23 protein-coding genes are annotated in these 26,654 nt (G+C 52.8%); 11 read left to right on the forward strand and 12 right to left on the reverse strand.

Annotated elements, in window-relative coordinates:
• Positions 1-51: 51 nt before the first annotated feature.
• From OGY09_RS23130 to OGY09_RS23145, 4 genes are all read right to left on the reverse strand, one after another.
• The gene (locus tag OGY09_RS23130; RefSeq protein ID WP_223849070.1) at positions 52-561 is read right to left on the reverse strand and encodes a hypothetical protein; all 510 of its coding nucleotides are present in this window, start codon (positions 559-561) and stop codon (positions 52-54) included.
• 183 nt (positions 562-744) lie between these two features.
• On the reverse strand, positions 745-1,839 hold the full coding sequence (locus tag OGY09_RS23135) for a 4Fe-4S binding protein (protein WP_032942469.1): 1,095 nt from the start codon (positions 1,837-1,839) through the stop codon (positions 745-747).
• Positions 1,840-2,059: 220 nt separating this feature from the next.
• Complete coding sequence (locus tag OGY09_RS23140; protein WP_032942471.1) at positions 2,060-3,448, reverse strand: diguanylate cyclase; 1,389 nt, start codon at positions 3,446-3,448, stop codon at positions 2,060-2,062.
• A gap of 79 nt (positions 3,449-3,527) precedes the next feature.
• The gene (locus OGY09_RS23145) at positions 3,528-4,160 is read right to left on the reverse strand and encodes a LysE family transporter (RefSeq protein WP_032942473.1); all 633 of its coding nucleotides are present in this window, start codon (positions 4,158-4,160) and stop codon (positions 3,528-3,530) included.
• Between the two features lie 325 nt (positions 4,161-4,485).
• On the opposite strand from OGY09_RS23145, the gene yahO reads away from it, so the two are divergent.
• Positions 4,486-4,761, forward strand: a complete 276-nt coding sequence (gene yahO, locus OGY09_RS23150; RefSeq protein WP_032942474.1) for a DUF1471 family periplasmic protein YahO — start codon at positions 4,486-4,488, stop codon at positions 4,759-4,761.
• 32 nt (positions 4,762-4,793) lie between these two features.
• On the opposite strand, the gene prpR is transcribed toward yahO, so the two are convergent.
• Positions 4,794-6,404 carry a propionate catabolism operon regulatory protein PrpR gene (gene prpR, locus OGY09_RS23155; RefSeq protein ID WP_032942475.1) on the reverse strand — a complete coding sequence of 537 codons (1,611 nt, stop codon included), beginning with the start codon at positions 6,402-6,404 and terminating at the stop codon, positions 4,794-4,796.
• A 253-nt stretch (positions 6,405-6,657) separates the two neighbouring features.
• Between prpR and prpB the strand changes: the two genes are divergently transcribed.
• From prpB to prpE, 4 genes are all read left to right on the forward strand, one after another.
• Positions 6,658-7,539, forward strand: a complete 882-nt coding sequence (prpB, locus tag OGY09_RS23160) for a methylisocitrate lyase (RefSeq protein ID WP_003830903.1) — start codon at positions 6,658-6,660, stop codon at positions 7,537-7,539.
• Between the two features lie 80 nt (positions 7,540-7,619).
• Positions 7,620-8,789, forward strand: coding sequence for a bifunctional 2-methylcitrate synthase/citrate synthase (gene prpC, locus OGY09_RS23165; RefSeq protein ID WP_008783864.1), 1,170 nt, complete (start codon positions 7,620-7,622; stop codon positions 8,787-8,789).
• 40 nt (positions 8,790-8,829) lie between these two features.
• Entirely contained in the window at positions 8,830-10,281 is a 1,452-nt protein-coding gene (locus OGY09_RS23170; RefSeq protein WP_032942477.1) for a bifunctional 2-methylcitrate dehydratase/aconitate hydratase, read from the forward strand.
• Positions 10,282-10,321: 40 nt separating this feature from the next.
• Positions 10,322-12,208 (forward strand): propionate--CoA ligase, encoded by a 1,887-nt coding sequence (prpE, locus tag OGY09_RS23175; RefSeq protein ID WP_286591024.1) that lies wholly within the window; start codon positions 10,322-10,324, stop codon positions 12,206-12,208.
• Positions 12,209-12,302: 94 nt separating this feature from the next.
• On the opposite strand, the gene OGY09_RS23180 is transcribed toward prpE, so the two are convergent.
• The 3 genes from OGY09_RS23180 to OGY09_RS23190 all read right to left on the reverse strand — a co-directional run bounded on the left by OGY09_RS23180 (position 12,303) and on the right by OGY09_RS23190 (position 17,895).
• The gene (locus OGY09_RS23180; RefSeq protein ID WP_032942480.1) at positions 12,303-13,556 is read right to left on the reverse strand and encodes an MFS transporter; all 1,254 of its coding nucleotides are present in this window, start codon (positions 13,554-13,556) and stop codon (positions 12,303-12,305) included.
• Between the two features lie 51 nt (positions 13,557-13,607).
• Positions 13,608-16,691, reverse strand: a complete 3,084-nt coding sequence (locus OGY09_RS23185; protein WP_186413678.1) for a beta-galactosidase — start codon at positions 16,689-16,691, stop codon at positions 13,608-13,610.
• A gap of 121 nt (positions 16,692-16,812) precedes the next feature.
• A complete protein-coding gene (locus tag OGY09_RS23190) occupies positions 16,813-17,895 on the reverse strand; it encodes a LacI family DNA-binding transcriptional regulator (protein WP_071444598.1) in 1,083 nt (360 codons plus the stop codon).
• 165 nt (positions 17,896-18,060) lie between these two features.
• Between OGY09_RS23190 and OGY09_RS23195 the strand changes: the two genes are divergently transcribed.
• Positions 18,061-18,669, forward strand: coding sequence for a class I SAM-dependent DNA methyltransferase (locus OGY09_RS23195; RefSeq protein WP_369702198.1), 609 nt, complete (start codon positions 18,061-18,063; stop codon positions 18,667-18,669).
• Here the strand turns inward: OGY09_RS23195 and OGY09_RS23200 are convergent.
• Both OGY09_RS23200 and OGY09_RS23205 read right to left on the reverse strand, forming a co-directional pair.
• On the reverse strand, positions 18,666-19,616 hold the full coding sequence (locus tag OGY09_RS23200) for a GlxA family transcriptional regulator (RefSeq protein ID WP_032942483.1): 951 nt from the start codon (positions 19,614-19,616) through the stop codon (positions 18,666-18,668). The two genes, OGY09_RS23195 and OGY09_RS23200, sit on opposite strands and share 4 nt — an antisense overlap.
• Positions 19,617-19,634: 18 nt before the next feature.
• Entirely contained in the window at positions 19,635-20,411 is a 777-nt protein-coding gene (locus OGY09_RS23205) for an MBL fold metallo-hydrolase (protein ID WP_032942484.1), read from the reverse strand.
• Between the two features lie 382 nt (positions 20,412-20,793).
• Between OGY09_RS23205 and OGY09_RS23210 the strand changes: the two genes are divergently transcribed.
• From OGY09_RS23210 to OGY09_RS23220, 3 genes are all read left to right on the forward strand, one after another.
• On the forward strand, positions 20,794-21,039 hold the full coding sequence (locus tag OGY09_RS23210) for a YmjA family protein (RefSeq protein WP_003021350.1): 246 nt from the start codon (positions 20,794-20,796) through the stop codon (positions 21,037-21,039).
• Positions 21,040-21,125: 86 nt separating this feature from the next.
• Complete coding sequence (locus OGY09_RS23215; RefSeq protein WP_003830914.1) at positions 21,126-21,602, forward strand: cold-shock protein; 477 nt, start codon at positions 21,126-21,128, stop codon at positions 21,600-21,602.
• Positions 21,603-21,841: 239 nt separating this feature from the next.
• Positions 21,842-22,399, forward strand: coding sequence for a hypothetical protein (locus OGY09_RS23220; protein ID WP_223849069.1), 558 nt, complete (start codon positions 21,842-21,844; stop codon positions 22,397-22,399).
• Positions 22,400-22,589: 190 nt separating this feature from the next.
• Here the strand turns inward: OGY09_RS23220 and OGY09_RS23225 are convergent, their stop codons facing one another.
• Together OGY09_RS23225 and OGY09_RS23230 are read right to left on the reverse strand one after the other, a co-directional pair.
• Positions 22,590-22,892, reverse strand: a complete 303-nt coding sequence (locus OGY09_RS23225) for a putative quinol monooxygenase (RefSeq protein ID WP_008783873.1) — start codon at positions 22,890-22,892, stop codon at positions 22,590-22,592.
• A gap of 135 nt (positions 22,893-23,027) precedes the next feature.
• Complete coding sequence (locus OGY09_RS23230) at positions 23,028-23,840, reverse strand: DNA-binding transcriptional regulator (protein WP_048226474.1); 813 nt, start codon at positions 23,838-23,840, stop codon at positions 23,028-23,030.
• 191 nt (positions 23,841-24,031) lie between these two features.
• Here OGY09_RS23230 and OGY09_RS23235 point away from each other — a divergent pair, with 191 nt between their 5' ends.
• Positions 24,032-25,696 (forward strand): bifunctional 3-(3-hydroxy-phenyl)propionate/3-hydroxycinnamic acid hydroxylase, encoded by a 1,665-nt coding sequence (locus OGY09_RS23235; RefSeq protein WP_060682689.1) that lies wholly within the window; start codon positions 24,032-24,034, stop codon positions 25,694-25,696.
• Between the two features lies 1 nt (position 25,697).
• Positions 25,698-26,642 carry a 2,3-dihydroxyphenylpropionate/2,3-dihydroxicinnamic acid 1,2-dioxygenase gene (gene mhpB, locus OGY09_RS23240; protein ID WP_032942486.1) on the forward strand — a complete coding sequence of 315 codons (945 nt, stop codon included), beginning with the start codon at positions 25,698-25,700 and terminating at the stop codon, positions 26,640-26,642.
• Positions 26,643-26,654: the final 12 nt, after the last annotated feature.

The raw sequence follows: 26,654 nt of genomic DNA on the forward strand, positions 1-26,654 counted from the left end.
GTGCAAATCGTAGGCCTGATAAGCGCAGCGCATCAGGCTTTGTGATTGCGGTTATTGTGTAAAACCGTTCTGCAGACAAATCTGCGCGCTGGTTCTCAGCGTAAAGGCGACTTTGTCTGGGTACTGGCTGTAATAGTTATGCTCTTCTTCCAGCCCTTTTGCCTGCGCCAGACGTACCGTTTCCAGCGAGCAGGTACGGTAGATCAGGTCTTTATTCATATTGGTCTGCTTCTCGCGCTGTTTATCTGCGGACAGCGCCAGCCAGCTTTCGGATAGTGAGTAATCGTAGACCACCCGATTTCCTTTCGCCTGCACGTTCTCAATGGTAATGAATTCGTCGATTTTCAGTCTTGGCTGCCCACGCATTTTTTTCTTATCTTCTGCGGCGGCATATTGGGCCAGCGCATGAATATCCATACTGGCTATTTTCTGTTTATAAGCATCTACATAAGCGGTAGGTTGCTGATAATGCTGAGCGTAAGCGTTTCTTAATTCCCCGTCATTCATCGTACAACCTGCCAGAAACAGAGGTAATAGCAGTGCCAGTTTTATTTTAGTCATGATGTTATCCCGTTCATTATTTTGATCCCAGTCGCCCATAACAAAATAGAAAAATTATTACAGATGATATTTAAGGTTGTATAAACGAGAGCGCGATGGCACAAGTTCAATTGTCTTAAAATGGCAGGACAGGCGGGAAACCCTGCCAGAATTGGCAGGGTTTTGAACATACTGATAAAAAAATTAATGGCCGATCATCTTTGCCTTCGGGATCAGCTGGAAATACATATGATCAGGCACTGGTGTATCCCAGACATTGGCATAAACGGCATAACCAATGGTGGCAAACAGAATGCCAAGCACCAGTAGCGTCATGGCAACACCTGATAGCGTCTTCTGTCGCCATAACGGTTTACCGTTGTCTTGCGCCCCCGGCGGTGTTTGCAGTGAGAAACTCAGCGTTGAGGCCACCGGGCAGGATTCAACGCAGGTCATGCAGCCAGTGCATTCCACGGTACGCACCTGAATCAGTTTGTCGACCGGGATATTCGACGGGCAGTTTTTCGCGCATTTTCCGCAGTCGATGCAGCTGTCTGCGTTACGGCGGATTTTAAACGGCGAGAGCAGCGAGAACAGACCGAGCAGCGCACCATAAGGGCACAGATAGCGGCACCAGGCATTGCGAATAAACAGGCTCAGGACACTGATAACGACAACAAAGATGAGCGTAGCGGAGCCAATATGGCGAAAGAAATCGAGCATCTTCACGTCGATAATCATGCCATAGGCCGACATTAGAAAATACTGAATCCCCTGTGCAGGCATCGACAGGGCGATATACAAAAAGAAACTCAGCAGCAAATACTTCAGACTGAGCAGCGGGATATCCAGCCAGCGCGGCAGCGTGAAGTTGCGACCAAATACTTTTTTCCCCAGATTGCCGAGCAGTTCGGACAGCGTGCCCACCGGGCATAACCACGAACAGAAGGCTTTTTTTAACAACAGACTAATCAGGATAAACGCAACTAACAGCAGCATGGAGGCGGCATGGATAGGCGGAAGAAAACCAGTCTCCAGCGTATAGCGGATATTCATCAAACCCGCGATTGGTAGCCATCCCTCAATACCACCTGGCCTTGGAATATAGACGCTGGTGCCGGCGGTTTCGAAATAGCGGACCCAGTAATAGAACGTTACGCCAATATAAATATTAATAGCCAGCAGGAGAAACTGGGTGGCTTTTCGCCAGCTGCTGGCGTTGCGCCAGTCATTCCACGGCAGTTTGCCTCCGATCGTGCCTGGACGGCGCTGCCAGCGCGTTCTTTTCTTCCCGTTCATGGTTTTATACTATCCCTCATATTTCCCCTTCTGCATTCAGAAGGCGTCATCACCGGGATATGCTAGCGCTATTCAGATTTGGTGTATTTGATTTACATCTTATTACGTGGCTGTTATTTTCATCACGCAAATAGGCCTGAATAAAAATAACAGCTCGGTATTTATCGCCGATCAGATAAATACCCTGAACGGGGTATTTATTTCTCTGTGGCGGAGAAGGTTATTCCTGATAAACCTCAACGCGGTCGCGACCATTACTTTTTGCCTGATAAAGCGCGCGATCGGCTTTATCAACCAGCTGTTTGTAGTCGGGATGATAATCATATTCGGCAATACCGATACTGACGGTAATAGAAAACGTTTCTGTCGCAGAGGCTGCCATGCGCATCCCGGCAATTTTCATACGCAGCGTTTCCAGAATAATACTGGCCTGCGATTCATCTGACTCGACGAGCAGGATCATAAATTCTTCACCACCGTAGCGGAACACGTAATCGCTGCTACGGATATGATCATAAATGACCGCTGCGACATTTTTGAGCGTCAGATCGCCGGTATTATGCCCGAAGTTATCGTTAATTTGCTTGAAGTAGTCGATATCCAGCATCGCCAGGCTAAAAGGCTTACGCGCATGTAACGCTAACGAAATCTCACGCCGCATGATGGTCGGAATAAAGCGGCGATTAAGCAACTGGGTCAGCGAATCTTTACCATTTTCCTGCTTAACCAGCGCCTCAAACATTGAAGCGAGCAGGAAATGGATTTTTGCCGACAGCTGGCGAACATCCTGTAATAAGCTCATTCGCTCGGGTTCTGTCGGCTGATGCTGAGGTGACAGGGTGGTCGTCAGACGGGTGTCGATCTCTGCTATCAGCGACTCCATTTCTTTCAACAGATTGCTATTGCCAAGAATATGTTTTCCCTTATGTGAGAACCACATACCAAAATCAGAGTTCGCCAGAAACACCATTTCACCGAAAGGCATTCCGGTGGCAATGTTATAGATAAACTGGTTTTCCCAGTCGGTAAATGAGCGAATTTGCCGTTCGCGCTCGACGTTAACGTCATCGTAAATGGTCTGCAGGCGATACTGCTCCTGCGTATGCAGAGAGTTTTGGTGGCTTGGGGAATAGGAGACGGTCATGGCCTCCAGCGCAGTATCCATTGCCAGGCTGCTGAAACAGATAGCATTGCTCAACAGGGAAGACGAGTCGTCAGCTTTGGTTTTCAATACCCGATACAGCTCATCCTTGAGCTTACGCGCGCCGCGGTTTACCAGATCGATGGGCAGGCCGATACGGGCATGCACCACGCCAATTTCTCGCTGTTTGGCCAGCAACTGCGGTAGATCTTCGTGCGCGCTGCCAAGCACGCTGCGTAACCAGTCAAACATACTGCCGCTGAGGCGGGTACTGACCTGTTCTGTATTGAGGAATAATGCGCTCTGGGCATGGGAGAGCATATAGTCATAAAAAACGGTCACTAAATGGCGGATCTCTTCATCGCTTAACGATGTGAGGAGCGTGTGAACGTCAGGCGATGTTTGTCGTATCAGCGCCTGCCATTCTGTAAGGAGTAATGTGTCGTTTACCGGTTCAACCTGTTCCATCTCACTGCCACTCAACCTGCGATTAAAAATTCAGGCGGTATTACGGACAATTACCTCACAATGGTCAAGTTAAACTCTCTTATCGATGGCTAATACCTTCATAAATAAGTCTTAGCGCGAAAACACCTATTATTGCGCCAATCACCCGGCTGGCAACCCGCTGGATTCGGCCATAAGCACGGCGCACGGCGGGCAATGAAAACGCCTGACTGAGAAAAATACGCCAGATAACGGAAGACAATATTATGCCTGCCCAGGCCATCAACCTGGCCCACGTTGGTGTGTCAGCGCTTAAGGTGACCGAGAAGATACTAATAAAAAACAGCACGGTTTGCGGATTTGATAAATCCGTTAGTAATCCACGGCGGAAAAACACATACCAGGGAGCGGAAAGCGGTTGCTGTAGAGTGGGCATTTGCGGCGTGGCCTGATGGCGGATGCTGTTCCAGGCAAACCACAGCAGATAGGCGCCGCCGACAATCTTAATCAATGAAAATATCTCTTCACACTGGGTGATTAGCGTTGCCATACCAAAAAGCCCAAGGCCGGAGTAAAACGCATCACCCAAGGCAACACCCAGACCGGTCATCACACCTGCGCGTCGTCCGGATGCCAGGCTAGTTTGTACTACCACAAACAGGTTTGCGCCGGGGTTAAAAAAGGTTAAAACAAAGAGGCTGATGGTAAGAACGACGGCGTGCAGAGGTTCCATAGACAACATTTCCATTAGTAAGCGCTTAAGTGACAGCTAACACTATAATTTTAGTGTGTTCATCATTCTGCGTATTCACTCACACTGCGCAGTGAAACGCGCTGAGATTTGCAAATGACTTCATAGACTATTTTGTGCAAACCTGGCGCGTCAGATAACGCGACGGCACAGGTTTTCTGTTATCAACGATTCGCAAAATCTCTTTATATTTCCGCCTGCTCTGGATCTTTTTGCCAGGCTGAACTACTTATTAATCATCCTTGACTCGCGTGTCGAATGTTCAGGGGGCGATGATGGCATATATAACAAAATCTGGAGCTTTTATATGAAAACTGGAATTAAAGTACTTATTGGTGCGTTAGCTTTTGTTGTGACCAACGCGTACGCCGCGGAATTTATGACGAAGGTTGAGTTTGAAAAGGTTGAGTCTCAGTATACAAAAATCGGTGATATTTCAACGAGTAATGAAGTCTCTACTTCGGATGCTAAAGAAGACCTTCTGAAGAAAGCTGAAGAGAAAGGCGCTGACGTGGTGGTATTAACCTCCGGCCAAACGGATAACAAAATCCATGGCACAGCGAATATTTACAAGAAAAAATAACGTGCAGCTGTAAAAAATACGACACCCGTCGGTCATTGTACCGGCGGGTTTTCTTTTAATCTGCGCCAGAACGTGGTTCTGCTAATTCCGAGATAGCGTGCAGCCGCGGTTTTATCACCATTGAATTGTGCCAACACCTGTTGTGGCGTCAGCAATGACGATGCTTGCGGTGAGTCTGCAACAATGGCCAGTTCCGGTAACAGCTGTTGTAAAAAATCCACATTCAGCTCTGGCTGCGGCTCGACGCTTAAAAACAGTGCCAGACGTTCCATCATATTACGCAGTTCGCGGATATTCCCCGGCCAGCCATAATTCAGCAGCGTCGGCTGACTTAATCCCAGCCCCTTGCGCACTGGCTCAGAAAAAGGCACGTCCAGTTCCGCCAGCGACTGTTTTAAAAAGCCCTCTGCCAGTGGCAGAATATCGGGCAACCGCTCGCGCAGCGGCGGCAGCTTGAGGCGTAAAATGCTCAGGCGATAAAACAGATCGGTACGAAATTCCCCCTGTTTCATCTCCTGCTCCAGATTACAGTGTGTGGCGCTAATCACCCGGACATCGACCGGAATCGGCTGATGTCCACCGACCCGGGTAACCTCTTTTTCTTCCAGCACACGCAGCAGTCGGGTTTGTAACGGCAGCGGCATCTCGCCTATCTCGTCAAGAAACAGGGTTCCGCCGTGAGCGATTTCAAACAGGCCCGCGCGTCCCCCTCGGCGAGAGCCGGTAAAGGCGCCATCCTCATAGCCGAACAGCTCCGCTTCCAGCAATGACTCGGTGATTGCCCCGCAGTTGACGGCAACAAACGGCGGTGAGGGTTTACCGCGCCGATTCTCCTGACGAGTGAAAAACTCACGGTGAATGGCCTGTGCGGCCAGCTCTTTACCCGTTCCTGTTTCGCCCTGAATGAGGACCGGCGCACGCGAACGGGCGTACAGCATAATGGTGTGCCGTACCTGTTCCATCTGCGCAGAGTGACCGCGCATATCTCCGAGCGCGTAGCGAGTGCGCAACGTATCGCCAGAGACGTACTGACCGTTTCTGCGTAATGTCAGGCGGGTCATATCCAACGCATCGACAAAGGCCTGGCGCACGGTGGCCGCCGAATAGATAAAGATGCCGGTTATACCTGCTTCTTCTGCCAGATCGGTAATCAACCCCGCACCAACTACCGCTTGTGTACCGCCGGCCTTCAGCTCGTTGATTTGCCCACGAGCATCTTCCTCGGTGATATAGCTACGCTGTTCAAGCTGCAAATTGAAAGTTTTTTGAAACGCGAGAAGCGCCGGGAGGGGTTCCTGATAGGTAATGATGCCAATTGACGAGGTGAGTTTTCCCGCTTTTGCCAGTGCCTGTAGCACGTCGAATCCGCTGGGTTTAATCAGGATCACCGGAATAGACAAACGGCTTTTCAGATATGCGCCGTTGGAGCCTGCCGCAATGATGGCATCGCAACGCTCGGTGGCCAGCTTCTTACGGATATAGGCCACCGCTTTTTCGAAACCAAGCTGAATGGGGGTGATGGTCGCCAGATGGTCGAACTCCAGACTGATGTCGCGAAACAGTTCAAACAGGCGGGTGACCGAGACTGTCCAGATAACCGGTTTATCGTCGTTCACTCGCGGCGGTAGATGCGTATCTGCCATAACTAACCCCAAAAATTAAGGAACCGAGTAGTAGGGTTTAGTTGTGTTTCATAAATGTTGCAATGAAACGTGAAGGAACGTTTCATGAAACGATAGCTGACACGCTTTTGTGCAACAAAAATAGAAACATTGGATTTAATCTGTTGTTTTAAAAGATAAAAAATTAAATAGAAGAGAAAATAAGCTCCCTGGCATACCCCTTGCTTTAGAAATATCAACGAACGATAACAAGTTGATAACAAGAGGACGGGATATGTCTCTACACTCCCCAGGGCTGGCGTTTCGCGCTGCGCTCACTAAAGAAAACCCATTACAAATCGTTGGCACCATCAACGCCAACCACGCTCTGCTGGCTCAACGTGCCGGGTATCAAGCGATTTATCTCTCCGGCGGCGGTGTCGCTGCGGGGTCGCTGGGGCTGCCGGATCTCGGCATTTCTACCCTTGATGATGTGCTGACTGATATTCGTCGCATTACGGATGTTTGCCCGCTGCCATTGCTGGTGGATGCGGATATCGGTTTTGGATCGTCTGCATTCAACGTGGCGCGTACCGTCAAGTCGATTTCCAAAGCGGGTGCTGCTGCGCTGCATATTGAAGATCAGATCGGCGCCAAGCGCTGCGGTCATCGCCCGAACAAGGCGATCGTCTCGAAAGAAGAGATGGTCGACAGGATCCGCGCAGCCGTTGATGCGCGCACCGATCCCAACTTTGTGATTATGGCGCGGACCGATGCGCTGGCGGTGGAAGGGCTAGAGGCTGCCATCGATCGTGCCCAGGCGTATGTCGAAGCGGGCGCTGACATGCTGTTCCCGGAAGCCATTACCGAACTTGCGATGTACCGCCAGTTTGCCGATGCGGTACAGGTACCAATTCTCGCCAACATTACTGAATTTGGCGCCACACCGCTGTTTACCACCGATGAACTGCGCAGCGCGAACGTTGCGATGGCGCTATACCCGCTGTCAGCTTTCCGCGCCATGAACCGCGCGGCGGAGAAGGTTTACAACGTGCTGCGTCAGGAAGGTACGCAAAAGAACGTTATCGACATTATGCAGACGCGCAACGAGCTGTATGAAAGCATCAATTACTACCAGTTTGAAGAGAAACTCGACGCGTTGTACACAAAAAAGTAACCGTCGTAGGCCGGATAAGGCGTAGCCGCCATCCGGCAATAAATTAGTACCCTACATATTACAATAATGACGAGGACAACATGAGCGACACAACGATCCTGCAAAATAGTACCCATGTCATTAAACCCAAAAAATCGGTTGCGCTGTCAGGCGTCGCTGCCGGAAATACTGCCTTATGTACCGTGGGTAAAAGCGGTAACGATCTGCACTATCGTGGCTACGATATTCTTGACCTGGCGCAACAGTGTGAATTTGAAGAAGTTGCGCATCTGCTGATTCACGGGAAATTACCCACCCGCGATGAGCTCACCGCCTATAAAAGCAAACTGAAAGCGCTGCGCGGATTGCCCGCTAACGTGCGTACCGTACTGGAAGCGCTGCCTGCCGCCTCGCATCCGATGGACGTGATGCGCACTGGTGTTTCCGCGCTGGGTTGTACGCTGCCGGAAAAAGAAGGACATACCGTCTCCGGCGCACGCGATATTGCCGACAAACTGCTGGCTTCGCTCAGTTCTATCCTCCTGTACTGGTATCACTACAGCCATAACGGCGAGCGCATTCAGCCGGAGACCGACGATGATTCTATTGGCGGTCACTTCCTGCATTTGCTGCATGGTGAAAAGCCATCACAAAGCTGGGAAAAGGCGATGCACATTTCGCTGGTGCTGTACGCCGAGCACGAGTTTAACGCTTCTACCTTCACGGGGCGTGTGATTGCGGGAACTGGCTCTGATATGTACTCCGCGATTATCGGTGCGATTGGCGCACTGCGTGGGCCGAAACACGGAGGAGCGAATGAAGTATCGCTGGAGATCCAGCAACGCTATGAAACGCCGGATGAAGCCGAAGCAGATATCCGTAAACGCGTTGAAAATAAAGAAGTGGTGATTGGCTTTGGTCACCCGGTTTACACCATCGCCGACCCGCGCCACCAGGTGATCAAGAGCGTGGCGAAACAGCTTTCTCAGGAAGGCGGTTCGCTGAAAATGTACAACATCGCCGACCGTCTGGAAGAGGTGATGTGGGAAACGAAAAAGATGTTCCCCAACCTCGACTGGTTCTCGGCAGTCTCTTACAACATGATGGGCGTCCCCACTGAAATGTTCACACCACTGTTCGTTATCGCCCGCGTCACTGGCTGGGCGGCGCACATCATCGAACAGCGTCAGGACAACAAAATTATCCGTCCTTCCGCCAACTATACCGGCCCGGAAGATCGCGTATTTGTCTCGATTGAAAAACGTTGCTAATGCAAAACCTCTAAAGATAAAAAAACAGGAAATGTACCCTATGTCTGCACATATTTCGAACGTCCGCCCTGAATTTGACCGTGAAATCGTTGATATCGTTGATTATGTCATGAACTACGAGATCACCTCGAAGGTGGCGTATGACACCGCGCATTATTGCCTGCTTGATACCCTTGGCTGTGGCCTGGAAGCGCTGGAATATCCGGCCTGTAAAAAACTGCTGGGGCCGGTTGTACCGGGTACCGTCGTCCCGAACGGTGTGCGCGTACCTGGTACCCAGTTCCAGCTCGATCCGGTGCAGGCGGCGTTTAACATCGGTGCGATGATCCGCTGGCTGGACTTTAACGACACGTGGCTGGCCGCAGAATGGGGTCATCCTTCCGATAACCTCGGCGGTATTCTGGCGACGGCTGACTGGCTGTCGCGCAATGCGGTGGCGGTGGGTAAAGCGCCGTTAACCATGAAAAAAGTGTTAACCGGAATGATTAAAGCCCATGAAATTCAGGGCTGTATCGCGCTGGAAAACTCCTTCAACCGCGTCGGTCTGGATCACGTCCTGCTGGTAAAAGTCGCTTCCACGGCGGTGGTTGCCGAGATGCTCGGCCTTAACCGGGATGAAATTCTCAACGCCGTCTCGCTGGCGTGGGTCGACGGTCAGTCGCTGCGTACCTATCGTCATGCGCCGAATACCGGCACGCGTAAATCCTGGGCGGCTGGCGATGCCACCTCACGTGCTGTGCGTCTGGCGCTGATGGCGAAAACCGGTGAAATGGGATATCCATCTGCACTGACGGCGAAAACCTGGGGCTTCTATGATGTCTCTTTCAAAGGCGAATCTTTCCGCTTCCAGCGACCGTACGGTTCGTACGTGATGGAAAACGTGTTGTTTAAAATTTCCTTCCCGGCAGAGTTCCACTCGCAGACCGCGGTAGAAGCGGCGATGACGCTGTACGAGCAGTTACAGGCCGCAGGTAAGACCGCTGCCGATATCGAAAAAGTGACCATTCGTACGCATGAAGCCTGTATCCGCATCATCGATAAAAAAGGCCCGTTGAATAACCCGGCGGATCGTGACCACTGCATCCAGTACATGGTGGCTATCCCGCTACTGTTCGGACGCTTAACGGCGGCAGATTACGAAGACGGCGTGGCGCAGGACAAACGCATTGATGCACTGCGTGAAAAGATTAACTGCTTCGAAGATCCGACCTTCACTGCGGATTACCACGACCCTGAAAAACGCGCCATCGCGAATGCCATCACGCTTGAATTCACCGACGGCTCACGCTTTGAAGAAGTGGTAGTGGAATACCCAATCGGCCACGCGCGCCGTCGTAACGACGGTATGCCGAAGCTGGTCGAGAAGTTCAAAATTAACCTGGCGCGTCAGTTCCCGACCCGTCAGCAGCAGCGCATCCTGGATGTCTCCCTGGACAGAACTCGCCTGGAGCAGATGCCGGTCAATGAGTATATGGACCTTTATGTAATCTAAACCTGCGTGCGGCAAGGCGTAAGTTCAACAGGAGAGCATTATGTCTTATAGCGAGTTTTATCAACGTTCTATTACGCAGCCGGAGTCGTTTTGGGCCGAACAGGCCCAGCGTATTGACTGGCAGCAGCCGTATACGCAGGTGCTGGATCACAGCAACCCGCCGTTTGCCCGCTGGTTTTGCGGCGGCAAGACCAATTTGTGTCATAACGCCATCGACCGCTGGGTGGAGAAACAGCCTGACGCGCTGGCGCTGATTGCCGTTTCTTCAGAAACTGAAGAAGAACGCACGTTTACCTTTCGTCAGCTGTATGACGAAGTGAACGTCGCGGCGGCGATGTTGTTGTCGCTGGGCGTACAGCGTGGCGATCGGGTACTGGTTTATATGCCGATGATCGCCGAGGCGCACATTACGCTGCTGGCCTGCGCACGTATAGGGGCGATCCATTCGGTGGTGTTCGGTGGTTTCGCCTCGCACAGCGTAGCGGCGCGTATCGACGACGCCCGACCGGTGGTTATCGTGTCGGCGGATGCCGGGGCGCGCGGCGGTAAAGTCCTGCCGTATAAAAAGCTGCTCGATGATGCGATCGATCAGGCGCAGCATCAGCCGCGTCATGTGGTATTAGTCGATCGCGGTCTGGCGAAAATGGCGCGGGTAGAGGGGCGAGACCTCGACTTTGCCACGCTGCGCCAGCAGCATCTCGGCGCGCGGGTGCCGGTGACGTGGCTGGAATCGAATGAAACCTCCTGCATTCTCTATACCTCCGGGACAACCGGTAAACCGAAGGGCGTCCAGCGTGACGTTGGCGGCTACGCGGTCGCGCTGGCGACCTCGATGGACACCATTTTCGGCGGTAAAGCGGGCGGTGTGTTCTTCTGCGCGTCGGACATCGGCTGGGTGGTTGGGCATTCGTATATCGTGTATGCCCCACTGCTGGTGGGGATGGCGACGGTGGTGTACGAAGGGCTGCCAACGTATCCAGACTGTGGCGTATGGTGGAAAATTGTTGAGAAGTATCAGGTCAGCCGGATGTTCTCCGCCCCAACCGCCATCCGCGTGCTGAAGAAATTCCCGACCGCGCAAATCCGCAATCACGATCTCTCCTCGCTGGAGGTGCTGTATCTGGCGGGTGAGCCGCTTGATGAACCGACCGCCAGTTGGGTAACGGAAACGTTGGGCGTCCCGGTTATCGACAACTACTGGCAGACTGAATCCGGTTGGCCGATTATGGCGATCGCTCGCGGGCTGGACGACCGCCCGTCGCGGCTGGGCAGCCCAGGCGTGCCGATGTACGGATATAACGTGCAGTTGCTCAATGAGGTGACCGGTGAGCCCTGCGAAGCGAATGAAAAGGGCATGCTGGTGATTGAAGGGCCGCTGCCGCCGGGCTGTATCCAGACTATCTGGGGTGATGACGCGCGGTTTGTGAATACCTACTGGTCGCTGTTTTCTCGTCAGGTGTACGCCACCTTTGACTGGGGGATTCGCGATGCGGACGGCTATTACTTCATCCTTGGCCGTACGGATGATGTCATCAACGTGGCCGGGCATCGGTTGGGGACGCGTGAGATAGAGGAGAGTATTTCCAGCTATCCGAACGTTGCCGAAGTGGCTGTGGTCGGCGTGAAGGACGCGCTAAAGGGGCAGGTCGCGGTCGCGTTTGTCATTCCTAAACAGAGCGACAGCCTTGAAGATCGCGACATCGCACATTCGGAAGAGAAGGCGATTATGGCGCTGGTGGACAGTCAGATTGGTAATTTTGGCCGCCCGGCGCACGTCTGGTTTGTGTCGCAGTTGCCGAAAACGCGCTCCGGTAAAATGCTGCGTCGCACAATTCAGGCGATCTGTGAAGGTCGCGATCCCGGCGATCTGACGACCATTGACGATCCGGCGTCGCTGCAGCAAATCCGTCAGGCGATCGAAGAGTAACATCGTGTGATGCCCGGTGGCGCAATGCTTACCGGGCCTTTTAGTATCGTAGGCCGGATTAACCACGTGAGTGGTGCATCCGGCAAAGAGGCTTTTACTGCGCGACGCTTTCGCGACGACGCCGCAGGGAAAACGGTCCCGGACCGCTAAGGGTAAATACGGAAATCAGCGTGAAGCTCAGCGCAATAATCCCCAGCACCAGATAAGCTCCCTGGAAACCAATACTCTCATACATTTTCCCGGCCAGAACTGACATGAAAATCATGGCTAACTGTTTGAAGAAACAGAAACACACCAGATAAATCGTGGCCGAGAAACGTACTTCGAACTGGCTGGTGATGTACTTGAAGCAGCCGACGATCAGGAACGGTATCTCAAACATATGCAGCGTTTTGAGAATAACGACCTCCAGTGCAGTGGTGGCGAATGACGAGCCAATAATCCTTACCGACATAATCGTGCCGGCCAGCAGCAGGGCGTTCTTTCCGCCAATTCGGTTCACTATCAGCGGTGCAAAGAACATGATCGAGGCGTTGAGTAATTCTCCCATCGTCGTGACGTAGCCAAACACGCGGGTACCCTGTTCACCGGTGGCAAAGAATGAGGTAAAGAAGTTGGCGAACTGCTGGTCAAACACATCGTAAGTACAGGAAACGCCGACCACATACAGGGAGAGGAACCAAAGTTTCGGCTGTTTAAATAACTCCAGCGCCAGCTTCAGGCTGAATGCCGAGTTATTGGCGCCTACCGCATCCGCGACTTTTGCAGAAGAGGGGGCATCTGTTTTTGAAAATAATAGCAGCAATGCCAGAATGACCGCACAGCCAGAACCTAACCAGAAGACGAATTGGTTATTGATGGTGAACATAATTCCGGCAATCGAGGCGCACAGCGCCCAGCCCACGCAGCCAAACATGCGCGCGCGACCAAATTCAAAGTTGCTTCTGCGGCTGGCTTTTTCAATATAGGCTTCAATCGCTGGGGCACCGGCATTGTAAATAAAGCCAAGGTAAATCCCGCCGACAATTGAACCCAGTAAAATATTAACCTGCAATAATGGGCCAAATACGTAAATAAAGAACGGGGCAAACATTACCAGCATGCCGGTAATTACCCACAGCAGATGTTTACGCAGGCCAAGCTTATCGGACAGTAGCCCGAAAATTGGCTGGAATAACAAAGAAAACAGTGAGATACAGGCGAAGATGATGCCGGTATCGCCTTTGCTGATATGGTTTACATCGTGTAACCAGATAGGGAAGAAGGGGAAATACGCACCCATAATAAAAAAGTAAAAGAAGAAGAAAAAGCCGAACATCCAAAAGTTAGTGTTTTTTAAATAATACATAACAGACTTCCTATAAATGCGGGCAGGTATCAACCTGCCCTGCTTATATTATTATTTTTGGCCCCAGACGAACTGGAAGTGGTAGTGTCCGGCGCTCAGCTGGAATTCCGGCGACACGGAAGGACTCCACGAATCATCGCCGCCGACGCCCATATGGAAGCCATCAATATTGAGCCAGGTGCCCGCCTCAGGTTGCAGCAGATGGCGGTGGCTGGTTTCCATCAGTTGCTGCTGGCTAAAGCGGCTGATGTTGAACAGGAAGTCTCCGCGCCACTGGTGCGCACCGTAGTACAGTTCGCGCGTACCGCAGCGCAGACCGTTTTCGCTCGGGAAAACATACGGGGTGTACATCTCATCAAGCGACAGATCCCAGCGATCGAAACAGGCGGCACCCAGACGGTCCGGGTAGTTCTCATGCGGGCCGAGACCTAACCAGTTCACTCGCTCCGCAACCTGCGCCAGCTGGCATCTCAGGCCGATGCGGGCCGGATGTGGCGTACTGCTGGCAACGTCGACATCCACCGTTACCTGCATTTCACCATTGCCGTCAATACGGTAGCTTTTTCGGCTGACGAACAGCGTTTCGCCCTGATACTGCCACGCATGTTCGGTGGTGATCAGTACCGCATTGCTCAGCGTATCGGCAGCACAGTGCAGTAACGTTGCTTCAGCCTGATAGTGACCGGCGGCCTTCCAGCGTTCAACCCAGGCGTTAGGGTCGATGCGGGTTGACTCGCTCACGCCGATGTCGTTGTCCAGCGGCGCGCGGGTGAACTGGTCAATAAGCGGGCTTACCAACTGGGCTTCATCGCTAATCGAGTATTGTGTTAGCAGGCCGGACTGACGATCGAATTGCCAGCGTGTGTTGTTGGCCAGCACGGTAAAATTGCTCTCACTAACATCCAGCTGTGGTGCGCTGCTGGCGTGTGATGGACGTACCAGGCTGAGCTTCTCTTCCAGCTTCCACTGTTGCCAGGCGCTGATATGCCCGGCTTCTGACCATGCGGTTGCCTGAGGCTGCTCTACGCGCACCGTCAACCACAGTTCGCCTGCGGTGTCCGGCATCGGAACGTTCGGCAGGGTAATCACCTGGCGACCCTGTGGGGCGATATCCAGAATGATTTCTCCGGCGGCCAGCGGGTTGCCGTCAAGGGCAATCGACCAGTGCAGAACTTCGTTATCGCTGCGGCGGAACAGATATTCGCTGGTCACTTCAATCTGGCGTTCAGCGCCCGGCAGTAACGTGAACTGGAAAAACTGCTGTTCATGTTTGGCCTCATATAACGCCGGATGCGGAGTGCGATCGGCGAACACCAGCCCGTTCATGCAAAACTGACGATCGTTAGGCGTGTCGCCAAAATCGCCACCGTAGGCTGACCATGCTTTGCCGTTCTCATCATATTTGGTCAGCGACTGATCCACCCAGTCCCAGACAAATCCGCCCTGCAGGCGCGGATACTGACGGAACGCTTGCCAGTATTTGGCGAAGCCGCCAAAGCTGTTGCCCATAGCGTGGGCGTATTCACAAAGGATCAGCGGACGCTGTTCGCCGGGCATCGACAGCCACTTTTTAATCGACCATTTGGGTACTGCGGGGAAGGGCTGATCCTGATCGACGCGGGCGTACATCGGGCAAATAATGTCGGTGGCGGCAGTATCAGCTCCACCGCCCTCGTACTGCACCGGACGTGACGGGTCTTCTGATTTTATCCAGCGGTAGAGCGCGTCGTGATTGACGCCATGGCCGGATTCATTGCCCAGTGACCAGATAATAATGCTCGGGTGGTTGCGATCGCGCTGCACCATGCGTGTGACGCGCTGGCTCATGGCAGGCAACCATGCGGGATCGTCGGTGAGGCGATTCATCGGCACCATGCCGTGGGTTTCAATGTTGGCTTCGTCGACCACATACAGGCCGTAACGATCGCACAGGGTGTACCACAACGGATGGTTCGGGTAATGGGAACAGCGCACGGCGTTGAAGTTATTCTGCTTCATCAGGATGATGTCCTGCACCATCGTCGCCTCATCCATCACCTGGCCGTTGACCGGATGGTGCTCATGGCGGTTGGTACCGCGAATCAACAGCGGCTTGCCGTTTAACAGCAACAGGCCGTTTTCGATACAAACCTGACGAAAACCAACGTCACAGGCTTCCGCTTCAATCAGTACTCCGCCTGCGGTATGTAACTGCACAACGGCGCGGTACAGATTGGGCGTTTCGGCACTCCACAGCGCCGGTTTTTCGACGTTCAGACGCAGAGTCACCCGGTCATGATAAGCGCCGCGTTCATCAATGATCTCGCTGCCGAGCGGTGAGGTCGTTTCGTGGGTGAGCGTTTCACTTTCCCACAATTGCAGGGTGACGCGTAAATCTTCGCTCTCGTTGCCACCCACTCTGACTTCCGCTTCCAGCGTGGCGCGGCTGAAGTCGTCATTAAAACGGGTATTAATGCGCAGGTCGCGGATTTGCGTAGTGGGCTTATGCAGCAGGGAGACATCGCGAAAAATACCGCTCATGCGCCACATGTCCTGGTCTTCCAGATAGCTGCCGTCGCTCCAGCGCAGCACCATCACAGCCAGACGGTTTTCGCCGCGCAGCAGATAATCGCTAAGATCAAACTCAGACGGCAGACGGCTATCCTGACCGTAGCCGACCCAGCGACCGTTGCACCACAGATGAAACGCGGAGTTCACGCCGTCAAAAATAATGCGCGTCTGGCCTTCCTCTAACCACGCGTCTTCAATATTAAATGTGAGCGAGTAACATCCTGTCGGGTTCTGTGCCGGAACGTACGGGGGATTCACCGGGATTGGGTAGGTGACGTTGGTATAAATTGGCGCATCATAACCGGCCATCTGCCAGTTAGAGGGGACGTTGATGATGTCTGCCTGTGGCAGATCGCTTGTCAGCCAGCTTTCTGGGACAGCCTCCGGCGCGGCAAACCAGGCAAATTGCCACTGGCCATTCAGCGAGCGTAACTGACTCGAACGCTGATTGGTACGTGCATCATCCACTGAGCGCCAGCTACAGAACGGCGGATGTGCTTCCAGCCGGTTGAGCTGCGTGACGCCGGGATTCTCCCAGTCGCGGCGGGCCAGAACAGCGGAGAGTGAATCTGTGTTCAGGTTCATAACGGTATCCTGTTTGAATTTGTTACTCGCTCACAATTTCAATCAAAATACGAACAAGCGCTCCTTGCTGTAAAGGATGGGGCGTTCAATAAGTGAACTGACTCACACAATTGTTATGCGTTCACAATTTGGGTGTGAGCTGAGAAACTTGCCGTGCCAGCTGGATCAGTGAATCAGCCAGCGCCTGGGGAGTGGTGGTTTGCGTATCGGGAGGCAGAACCGTTTTGCGCTTGACCAGGGTGACGGGAAGCAGTTGGTTACCCACGCTGGAGCCGCCACGGGGGAGTTGCAATAGCCTGTCGACGCTGGTTTCACCCAGCAACGGAAAATCCTGCCTGATGGTGGTCAGCGGTGGGATGTAACAGGCGCTGTCTTCGGTGTCATCGTAGCCAATTACCGATATATCCACTGCAACCCGCAGACCGAACTCGCTGATTGCCCGCATCGCGCCCAGCGCCATTTGATCGTTAGCGACCAGCATGGCGGTAGGGAGGTTGCCGTTATTCAGCATGTGCATCGTTTGCTGAAAACCAGACATCGCGCTCCAGTCGCCTTCCAGCTCCACAACGGGTTGTAGCTGGTAATGTGCCAGATACTTGTGCCAGCCCGCATGCCGAAGCCTTGCCGAAACGGAAGTGTGCGGCCCGCTCAGCAGGGCGATCCGTTGATGTCCGTGCTGCACCAGATGTTCAACGCCAAGGCGCGCGCCGTCGTCATGAGAGAAAATCACGCTGTTAATTGGCGTCAAGTCAGAGACATCGAGAAACAGCACCGGCACTGTACCGCAGGCAGCTGCCACGGCAATGGCATCTTCTTCATCCAGCGGATAGTTTATGATAAGCCCGGTTACGCGTTGAGAAAGCAGATTGTGGACCGCGGCTTTACAGGACTCAACGCCGCTGCGCTCGACCATGGCGATCACCACGCTGGCACCTGACTGGTCGGCGCGGGATTTTATGGCAGCAACGATTTGTGAGGGGGCATGCAGGGCAAGGTTTGCCGTCACAACGCCAATCAGTGGCGTCTGTTTGCCAGCCAGCTGCTGTGCAACGCGGTTAGGAATGTAATTGAGTTCCGTCATCGCGGCCTCAACTTTCTGTCGGGTTTTTGCGGAAACGTGGCTGGCCTGGTTCACGACGCGAGAGACGGTCTGGTAAGAGACACCTGCATGGTCTGCCACATCGTATAGCGTTACCGGTTTCACGTTTATCACCCCTGTCATGACGTTATCTGTGCGCTATGATGCCACAGCAGGACGGTTTTGGGGTATTTGCGCATGGGTTCTGCGAGGCGCATTCCAGGGTTTGAGGATAGCGTGCTGAAGGATTTATCGCCGTTATACCTAACAGAAGAAAAAAGCGAGGACATTGTGAGCGATTCTGCGGCAAAAAATATTCTGTCCATCTACCGACGCCATGCGGATGCTTTTGCCAGCCAGCGCTCGCGCACCTTGTTCGAGAAAAGCTGGCTCGATAAATTTATTTCCGTGATGGGCGGGCAGGGCAGCATTGTGGATATTGGCTGCGGCAACGGTCAGCCGATCGCCGGTTATTTTATCCAGCAAGGTTTTCAGCTTACCGGCGTTGATGGTTCCTCGGCGATGCTGGCGCGGGCCCGAAACACTTATCCTGCACAGCGCTGGCTGGAACAGGATATGCGCGAGTTGGCACTCAATGAGACTTTCGATGGACTGATCGCCTGGGACAGCTTTTTCCATTTAACTCAGCAGGACCAGCAAAAGATGTTCCCGATTTTTGACCGCCTCAGCCATCCCGGTAGCGCGCTGATGTTTACCAGCGGTACGGACAACGGCATCGCGATGGGGCAATTTGAAGGTGAGCCGCTGTTTCACGCCAGCCTCGCGCCGGATGAATACCGCGCACTGCTGTCAGCACACGGTTTTGCGGTGGTCGAGATGGTGATGGAAGATCCGCACTGCACCGGGCATACCATCTGGCTGGCGCAAAAAAGAGGCTAATCACCGCGAAAGGTTTTACGCCATTCAGCCGGGCTAACGCCAAAGTGGGATTTAAAATGCTGGCGCCAGGTGACGGGCGACTGAAAACCAACCTGTTCTGCGATGCGTTCAACGGGTAACTGGCTGGACTCCAGCAACGTCTGGCTACGGCGCAGGCGCTCGGCAATCAACCATTCGGCCACGCTTGACCCTGTGGCCTTCATAAAATGACGGGTGAGGGTGCGACGGCTCATCATCACCCGGTGCGCCAGCTCGTCAAGATTATGTGATTCATGGAGATGCTGGCGCAAATAGTCGAGCAAGACGTTGATGCGCTGATCTTTGGTATTTTTCGCCACCGGTTGCTCGATAAACTGTGCCTGGCCGCCCTCGCGATGTGGCGGCACAATCATCCGTCTGGCAATCTGATTCGCCACCGTGCTGCCAAAACGCTGGCGGATGACGTACAGGCAGCAATCCAGCGCAGCGGCGGTGCCTGCCGAGGTAATAATACCGTCGTCATCTACGTACAGCGCGTTGATATCCAGATGAGCTGCCGGAAAGCGGGCCTGAAAATCCTGCTCGAACTCCCAGTGCGTAGCCGCCCGTTTGCCATCCAGCAGACCGGCGTAGCCGAGGACAAACGCACCCAGGCATAACCCAACAATCTGCGCGCCGTTTTGTCGCGCACGATTGAGCGCATCAAGCAGGCTTTGTGGTGGCCGATGTGCCGTGGTACCCCACCAGGGGATCACCACAATGTCGGCGGCCTCCACCGCTTCATAGCCGTAGGCTGCGTTAATGGAGAAGCCATCCTGCGAGGAAACGATGCCCGGCTGTTCTGCACACAGTTGCACCTCAAAACGCTTTTTCGTCGCCACTTTGTCACTGAAAATAATGCACGGCACCGAGAAGTGAAACGGGCTGAAATCTTCCACGGCAACAATGGCGACGTTAAGCGGTTGCATACGAGTCCTCTGTGGAGTTTAAAACGTCAGGGTTTCACCATCTTCCGGCACGTTAACGAATTGCGCAATCTGGTTGTCGCAGGCGTACTCTTTCAAGGCTGCGCGGGTCAGCAGACAGTGGTTAATCGCCTCCATGTGGGTCGCCACAATTTGTGCTTCGGGCAGCGTGAAGTGGGTTTTTAGCACATCTTCCGCGCCCATGATAATTGGGCCAAACCCGATAACGTGAGCAAAGCCTGCGTTCAGAATGACCACGCCTGGCTGGAAAGTTCGCATGTTGGTTTCCACCTCGTCGCGCCAGATGGTGTCCCCGACCAGATACAGCGTTTTTTCCGCCGGATGCTGGAAGATAACTCCGCAGGCATCACCCAGACGCTCAGCCATTTGCGGGATGGCGTAAGCGCGATCCGAACCGTGCTGGCCGCCGGTTTTACGCAGGGTGATATCACCAAGCGCAGTGTTTTGCGTCAGTACGGTCAGTTGCGTGAAACCTTGTTCCCGCAGTACCTGCGCATCGCGATCGTTTTGCACATAAATCGGTTTGTCTTTCGGTACGACACGAGCCGCGGATTCATCCCAGTGGTCTTCATGCAGATGGGTCACGATCAGCGCATCAACGTTGAGCAGGGTGTCGATATCGACAGGCAGATCAACGGTCGGGTTGCGGATCTCGGCGCGTGCCGTACCGGCAAAGCCCGGATAAGTACCTTTTGCCGCCAGCATAGGGTCGATCAGAAAGGTTTTGCCACCAAAAGTGATGTGCTGCGTAGCGTTACGGATTTGCGTGATGTTCATGGTGTTTGCTCCACGTGTTGGGTCAGTGGTGTCATCGTAGAGTGTTGTCCAGAAGATGAATGTGGGCAAATGGGCAACTAGCGATGGGATTGGGCCAACTGCGGATTACAGATGTCGATAATGTAATTAGAATTAAAGTAATTTAATATTTCCTTGGTGGCTCGTTATTTAATAAGTAGCTATTATATCGAACTGAATAAGAATGCTGTTATTTAAATACGGAAAGGTTTATTAAATGCGAAGTTGTGCCGGAAAACATTATTGATATATGTAATGCATAGTGACCAATAAAACAGATCGCGAACCATGAAATAAGAATGCTATCATTCACACCAGACGCGGCAGGCAACTGCTGGCATATGCATTTACCCCGGAGCAACTGATGAACAACGACATTCCGCTAAAATATTATGATATCGCCGACGAGTACGCGACCGAGGCCGCAAAGCCGGTGAGCGACACAGAACGTGACGCGCTGGCGCACTACTTCCAGCAGTTGATCACTCGTTTGATGAACAACGAAGAGATCAGCGAAGAAGCGCAGCAGGAGATGGCTACCGTGGCAGGTGTCGACGCTCAGCGTATCGATGATATTGCGGAGTTTCTCAATCGTTGGGGTAACGAGTAGCCAAAGACATGGCCTGTGTTTTACACTGCGCGCAAATTGAGTAGGTATACTCTACAAGTAATAGGTTTAATCAGGCGGAAACAGCAATGAACGGAACAATCACAACGTGGTTTAAAGATAAAGGCTTTGGATTTATCAAAGATGAAAACGGCGACAACCGCTATTTTCATGTGATTAAGGTTGCTAATCCTGAGCTGATCAAGAAAGACGCGGCGGTGACTTTTGAGCCCACCACCAACAACAAAGGCTTGTCTGCCTACGCGGTAAAAGTCATACCAGACAGCAAGTACATCTATATCGCAGGCGAGCGTCTGAAGCTCACCTCGATCAAGTCATTCCTGGTCTACAGCGAAGAAGTCCCTGTAGAGACCCGTATCGACAAAGAAAATGCTGTGCTGTCTGTCGGCGTGCTGATGAACAGCATCCGACCGAAATCAGACGTCAAGCCTGGTGAAATGCGCACGCTGAAAAAGCTGGCCATCACTACCTTCCAGGGCACGACGCTGATCTTCTCGGAAGATGAAATCGACATCGACGCGACGGTGAAACTGCTTAAAGTCTGAAACCCTTCGGACTGAATAAAAACCGGAACGCTGCTCTTTTCAGGAGCGGGTTTCGGTTTTTTTTTGATATGTGTAATTTACGTGATTCAGGTATGTAGTGATAAAATTAGTAGGTAGCAATCCGTTTCTGAATAGGTATATATTATCCGTATTAAATAAATATGATCGCCAACTATTTGCAGATTAGTAGCGCGGTTAACTAATAGTGATTCACCGGTATAACTAATGGGGTAATATAAGTGATTTTTAAAAAAATATGGAAAGCTATATCTTCTGAATATATACCATCGGCCATTTGCTTTTTTCTCCTTGCAAAAATGGATTATGAAATAATATCTATCTGGCCACAGAATGAATCGGTTGATGACAGAATTAAACTTTCTTTACTATTCATTCATTTGGTGATGATATTAGTGATGTTTACTCCGCTAATTAATCGGTTTTTGTCACGAGTAGACAATGAGAAACTTGAAAAGTTTATAGCTCTTCCGCAGAAAGATAAAAACATCACATACATCGATTATTATGATTTTCTGAGCGGGCTTGCTTTATCAGCATTTTACTTATCTATCCTTATTTTTACAATGAAGAGTATTTACGAAGAAGCAGGATGGATAATTTCTGGTATTTATATATTTACAATGTTTGTGTCTTCTATTTCTATTGCTGCATTGTCATTGCTTAGATTTATCTGGTTATTTACAAAGTTTAATAATTATATATATTGGTTTATTGTTTTACTTGCGAGCAGTATGTGTATGGCAGTTATTGGTGCCGCGATGAAAATGGCCTCGTAAAAATGCGCTTAATATCTGGAACAGTGATGATTCCGTTTTGTAATCCGTGGGATGCATTGTTGCAAAGCTTAAAGCCTCTTTTGAAGAGTCTTTAAGCCCTCAGCGACCAGGGAAGTAAAAGACTGTCTTTCCTGTGTTGAGCATTCTGCCAAAAACATAATTAACAGTATTCCAACTACTTTCTTCATTATCACGAGACTGCCGGATTTACCACGTCATCCATCAGTATGTAACGTGCTTCCTGGCGCGTGTATTGATCGATTAATGGTACAAGTCGCTGGAAATGCTCGCTGGCACAATGTTCATCGAGAGCCGCGTGGTTTGGCCATTCTTCGATAAAAATAAAATGCCCCGGATCTTTTTCATCAATATAGAGGTCGTAAGCAATGCAGTGCGGTTCTTTCTTCGTTGCCGCTATTAGCTCACGATACAACGGGAGAACAGTTTCAATATACTCAGGTTTGATGAAATCCTCAGCAATGACCTTTAACATGCAGCCTCCTGGCAGAAAACGAATGCACACTATGTAATGAAGATATTTTTTGGGCAAGAGGTCACAGAGTTTTATCGGCCGGATAGTGAGTTATGCCAGCTATCAATCAGATGATCCGCATAACTGTGATCCATCTCACCTCCCGGCAACCAAAATCTCCTGCGATTCGACGCCGTCCTCTATCTGTTTCGCCACCTTTTGTAAGGCCGGAAGATGCTTTTCCGCGGCCTGTTCGATGGTCATGGCGCTGGCCATATACACCAAATTCAGGCAGCCGATCACCCGCTGTTCGCTGCGGATGGGGACGGCGATAGAAGCGATTTTCTCTTCCTGATCCCAACCGCGAAAGTTCTGCCCAAAACCGTCTTTTCGCGCGCGGGTCAAAATGGCATTGAGCTTCAGCGGCTCGCGCGCAAGCTGGAACTCTTCTCCCGATCGGGAGGCAAGCATTTCAATCAGTTCCTGCCGTTCATTCTCCGGGCAAAATGCCAGCCAGGTCAGGCCGGATGCGGTTTTCAGCAGTGGCAAACGACGCCCTACCATCGCCCGGTGAAACGACAGACGGCTGAAACGGTGGGTGGTTTCACGTACCACCATCGCGTCCACATCCAGCGTGGAAACGTCGGTCGGCCAGATGACCTCGCGCAGCAAATCTCCCAGCAGCGGGGCGGCGAGTGCAGAAATCCACTGCTCGTCACGAAACCCCTCGCTGAGCTGGCGGACTTTAATGGTTAAGCGAAAGCTGTCATCGGACAGGCTGCGCCGGACGTAACCCTCATCCTGCAGGGTTTCCAGTAGCCGTCTGACCGTGGTGCGATGCAGGCCGCTTAACTCAGCAAGTAAGCCAACACTGGCCCCACCATCGAGCCGGTTTAACATATTTAATAACATTAATCCGCGCGTTAATCCGCGTACGGTTTTGTACTCAGTGCTCTCGTCATTTTTCATATTCATTGACAAATCTACAGGTAAAACAATGTTGTGCACTTAGTGCACATCCTGGCATGTTTTGATTGTAGCGCAAAAACTCGCTTCTATACTGACCGCACAACAAAAAATTATTCACATATTTTTAACAAAACAGATTGCGCCTCACCAGGGTCCGCAATTGCGTTTTGTCCGAGTCGTGAGGTTCTGAAATGACAACAAAAAACCCGGATATCCAACCCGCTGTGCAGCATACCGCGCAGGTGGCGATTGCCGGTGCTGGTCCGGTAGGGCTGATGATGGCCAACTATCTTGGCCAGATGGGCATTGAGGTGTTGGTAGTGGAGAAGCTCGACACGCTGATCGACTATCCTCGCGCCATCGGCATTGATGATGAAGCGCTGCGCACTATGCAGTCTGTGGGGCTGGTCGAGAACGTTTTGCCGCACACCACGCCGTGGCACGCGATGCGCTTTCTCACCCCGAAAGGCCGCTGTTTTGCTGATATCCAGCCGATGACCGACGAATTTGGCTGGTCGCGTCGTAATGCGTTTATTCAGCCGCAGGTGGACGCGGTGATGTTGGAAGGGTTGTCGCGTTTTCCCAACGTGCGCTGCCTGTTCTCCCGCGAACTGGAGGCCTTCAGCCAGCAAAACGGCGAAGTGACGCTAAATCTGAAAGCGCCAGACGGTCAACGTGAAACGGTGAAGGCTCAGTGGCTGGTGGCCTGCGACGGCGGCGGCAGCAACGTCAGACGCTCGCTGAACGTGCCGTTTGAAGGTAAAACCGCACCGAATCAGTGGATTGTGGTGGATATTGCCAACGATCCGCTCAGCACGCCGCATGTGTATTTGTGCTGCGATCCGGTGCGCCCGTATGTCTCCGCCGCGCTGCCGCACGCGGTGCGCCGTTTTGAGTTTATGGTTATGCCGGGGGAAACCGAAGCGCAGCTTAGCGAGCCGCAGAATATGCGCCAGTTGCTGAGCAAAGTGCTGCCGAACCCGGACAACGTCGAGCTAATCCGCCAGCGCGTGTATACCCATAATGCTCGTCTGGCCGAACGTTTTCGTATTGACCGCGTGCTGCTGGCGGGCGATGCGGCGCACATTATGCCGGTCTGGCAGGGTCAGGGATACAACAGCGGCATGCGCGATGCTTTCAATCTGGCATGGAAACTGGCGCTGGTGATTAACGGTAAAGCCGGCGATGCGCTGTTGGATACCTACCAGCAGGAACGCCGCGACCACGCCAAAGCGATGATCGACCTCTCCGTGACCGCTGGCAACGTACTAGCGCCGCCCAAACGCTGGCACGGCGCGGTACGCGACGGGGTTTCCTGGCTGTTGAACTATATTCCGCCGGTCAAACGTTACTTCCTTGAAATGCGGTTTAAGCCGATGCCGCAGTACCACGCCGGGGCGCTGGTGCGTGAAGGCGACGCGAAAACTTCACCGGTCGGCAAGATGTTTATCCAGCCGAAGGTGACGCTGGAATCGGGCGAAGTGACGTTGCTCGACAACGTCATCGGACCGAATTTCGCGGTGATTGGCTGGGGCTGTAACCCACTATGGGGCATGAGCGAGGCGCAGATCCAACAGTGGCAGGCGCTGGGGACGCGTTTTATCCAGGTCGTGCCGGATACGCAGATACATACCGATCAGGATAACCACGACGGCGTTACCCGCATTGGCGATACGCAAAACCGCCTGCGCGCGTGGTTTGCCCAGCACAACGCCGCGCTGGTGGTAATGCGCCCGGACCGCTTCGTGGCCGCCATCGCCATTCCGCAAACCCTGGGCAGCACCCTGAATAAACTGGCGTCGGTGATGACGCTCACTCGCGCTACTGCCGACATTCCTGTTGAAAAGGTTGCCTGATATGCACGCTTATCTTCACTGTCTTTCCCACTCGCCGCTGGTGGGCTATGTCGACCCGGCACAGGCTGTGCTCGACGAGGTTAACGGCGTGATCGCCAGCGCTCGGGCACGTATTGCGGCGTTCGAACCTGAACTGGTCGTGCTGTTTGCCCCCGATCACTACAACGGATTTTTCTACGACGTGATGCCGCCGTTCTGTTTAGGCGTTGGAGCTACAGCGATCGGCGATTTTGGTAGTGCGGCGGGGGAATTACCGGTGCCGACAGATCTGGCTGAAGCCTGCGCCCACGCGGTAATGAAAAGCGGTATCGATCTCGCCGTGTCCTACAACATGCAGGTCGATCATGGCTTCGCGCAGCCGCTGGAGTTTTTGCTCGGCGGCCTGGATAAGGTGCCGGTGCTGCCAGTGTTTATTAACGGCGTCGCCACGCCGCTACCGGGCTTTCAGCGTACCCGCATGCTCGGTGAAGCGATTGGCCGTTTCGCCAGCTCGCTGAATAAGCGCGTGCTGTTTTTAGGCTCCGGTGGTCTGTCGCATCAGCCGCCGGTACCGGAGCTGGCGAAGGCTGATGCCCATATGCGTGACCGCCTGCTCGGCAGCGGCAAACAGTTACCTGAAAACGAGCGCGAGCTGCGCCAGCAGCGGGTGATCAGCGCCGCCGAGAAGTTTGTGGTCGATCAAAACACGCTACACCCGCTTAACCCTGTCTGGGATAACCGTTTTATGTCCCTGCTTGAGCAGGGGCGTTTGCAGGAGCTGGACGCGGTCAGTAACGAAGAGCTGTCCGCGATGGCGGGCAAATCAACGCACGAAGTGAAAACCTGGGTTGCCGCCTTCGCCGCTATTTCTGCTTTTGGCAACTGGCGCAGCGAAGGCCGTTATTACCGCCCGATCCCGGAGTGGATCGCCGGATTCGGCTCCCTGAGCGCCACTACGCAGAACTAAAACAGAACTGAA

The sequence above is a fragment of the Citrobacter sp. Cpo071 genome, from assembly GCF_030332765.1.
Taxonomy (GTDB): domain Bacteria; phylum Pseudomonadota; class Gammaproteobacteria; order Enterobacterales; family Enterobacteriaceae; genus Citrobacter; species Citrobacter portucalensis.

Coding starts and splice junctions, on each gene's coding strand:
- OGY09_RS23130 (WP_223849070.1), bottom strand. CDS start 561: ATGACTAAAATAAAACTGGCACTGCTATTACCTCTGTTTCTGGCAGGT.
- OGY09_RS23135 (WP_032942469.1), bottom strand. CDS start 1,839: ATGAACGGGAAGAAAAGAACGCGCTGGCAGCGCCGTCCAGGCACGATC.
- OGY09_RS23140 (WP_032942471.1), bottom strand. CDS start 3,448: ATGGAACAGGTTGAACCGGTAAACGACACATTACTCCTTACAGAATGG.
- OGY09_RS23145 (WP_032942473.1), bottom strand. CDS start 4,160: ATGGAACCTCTGCACGCCGTCGTTCTTACCATCAGCCTCTTTGTTTTA.
- yahO (WP_032942474.1), top strand. CDS start 4,486: ATGAAAACTGGAATTAAAGTACTTATTGGTGCGTTAGCTTTTGTTGTG.
- prpR (WP_032942475.1), bottom strand. CDS start 6,404: ATGGCAGATACGCATCTACCGCCGCGAGTGAACGACGATAAACCGGTT.
- prpB (WP_003830903.1), top strand. CDS start 6,658: ATGTCTCTACACTCCCCAGGGCTGGCGTTTCGCGCTGCGCTCACTAAA.
- prpC (WP_008783864.1), top strand. CDS start 7,620: ATGAGCGACACAACGATCCTGCAAAATAGTACCCATGTCATTAAACCC.
- OGY09_RS23170 (WP_032942477.1), top strand. CDS start 8,830: ATGTCTGCACATATTTCGAACGTCCGCCCTGAATTTGACCGTGAAATC.
- prpE (WP_286591024.1), top strand. CDS start 10,322: ATGTCTTATAGCGAGTTTTATCAACGTTCTATTACGCAGCCGGAGTCG.
- OGY09_RS23180 (WP_032942480.1), bottom strand. CDS start 13,556: ATGTATTATTTAAAAAACACTAACTTTTGGATGTTCGGCTTTTTCTTC.
- OGY09_RS23185 (WP_186413678.1), bottom strand. CDS start 16,691: ATGAACCTGAACACAGATTCACTCTCCGCTGTTCTGGCCCGCCGCGAC.
- OGY09_RS23200 (WP_032942483.1), bottom strand. CDS start 19,616: ATGCAACCGCTTAACGTCGCCATTGTTGCCGTGGAAGATTTCAGCCCG.
- OGY09_RS23205 (WP_032942484.1), bottom strand. CDS start 20,411: ATGAACATCACGCAAATCCGTAACGCTACGCAGCACATCACTTTTGGT.
- OGY09_RS23210 (WP_003021350.1), top strand. CDS start 20,794: ATGAACAACGACATTCCGCTAAAATATTATGATATCGCCGACGAGTAC.
- OGY09_RS23215 (WP_003830914.1), top strand. CDS start 21,126: ATGAACGGAACAATCACAACGTGGTTTAAAGATAAAGGCTTTGGATTT.
- OGY09_RS23225 (WP_008783873.1), bottom strand. CDS start 22,892: ATGTTAAAGGTCATTGCTGAGGATTTCATCAAACCTGAGTATATTGAA.
- OGY09_RS23230 (WP_048226474.1), bottom strand. CDS start 23,840: ATGAAAAATGACGAGAGCACTGAGTACAAAACCGTACGCGGATTAACG.
- OGY09_RS23235 (WP_060682689.1), top strand. CDS start 24,032: ATGACAACAAAAAACCCGGATATCCAACCCGCTGTGCAGCATACCGCG.
- mhpB (WP_032942486.1), top strand. CDS start 25,698: ATGCACGCTTATCTTCACTGTCTTTCCCACTCGCCGCTGGTGGGCTAT.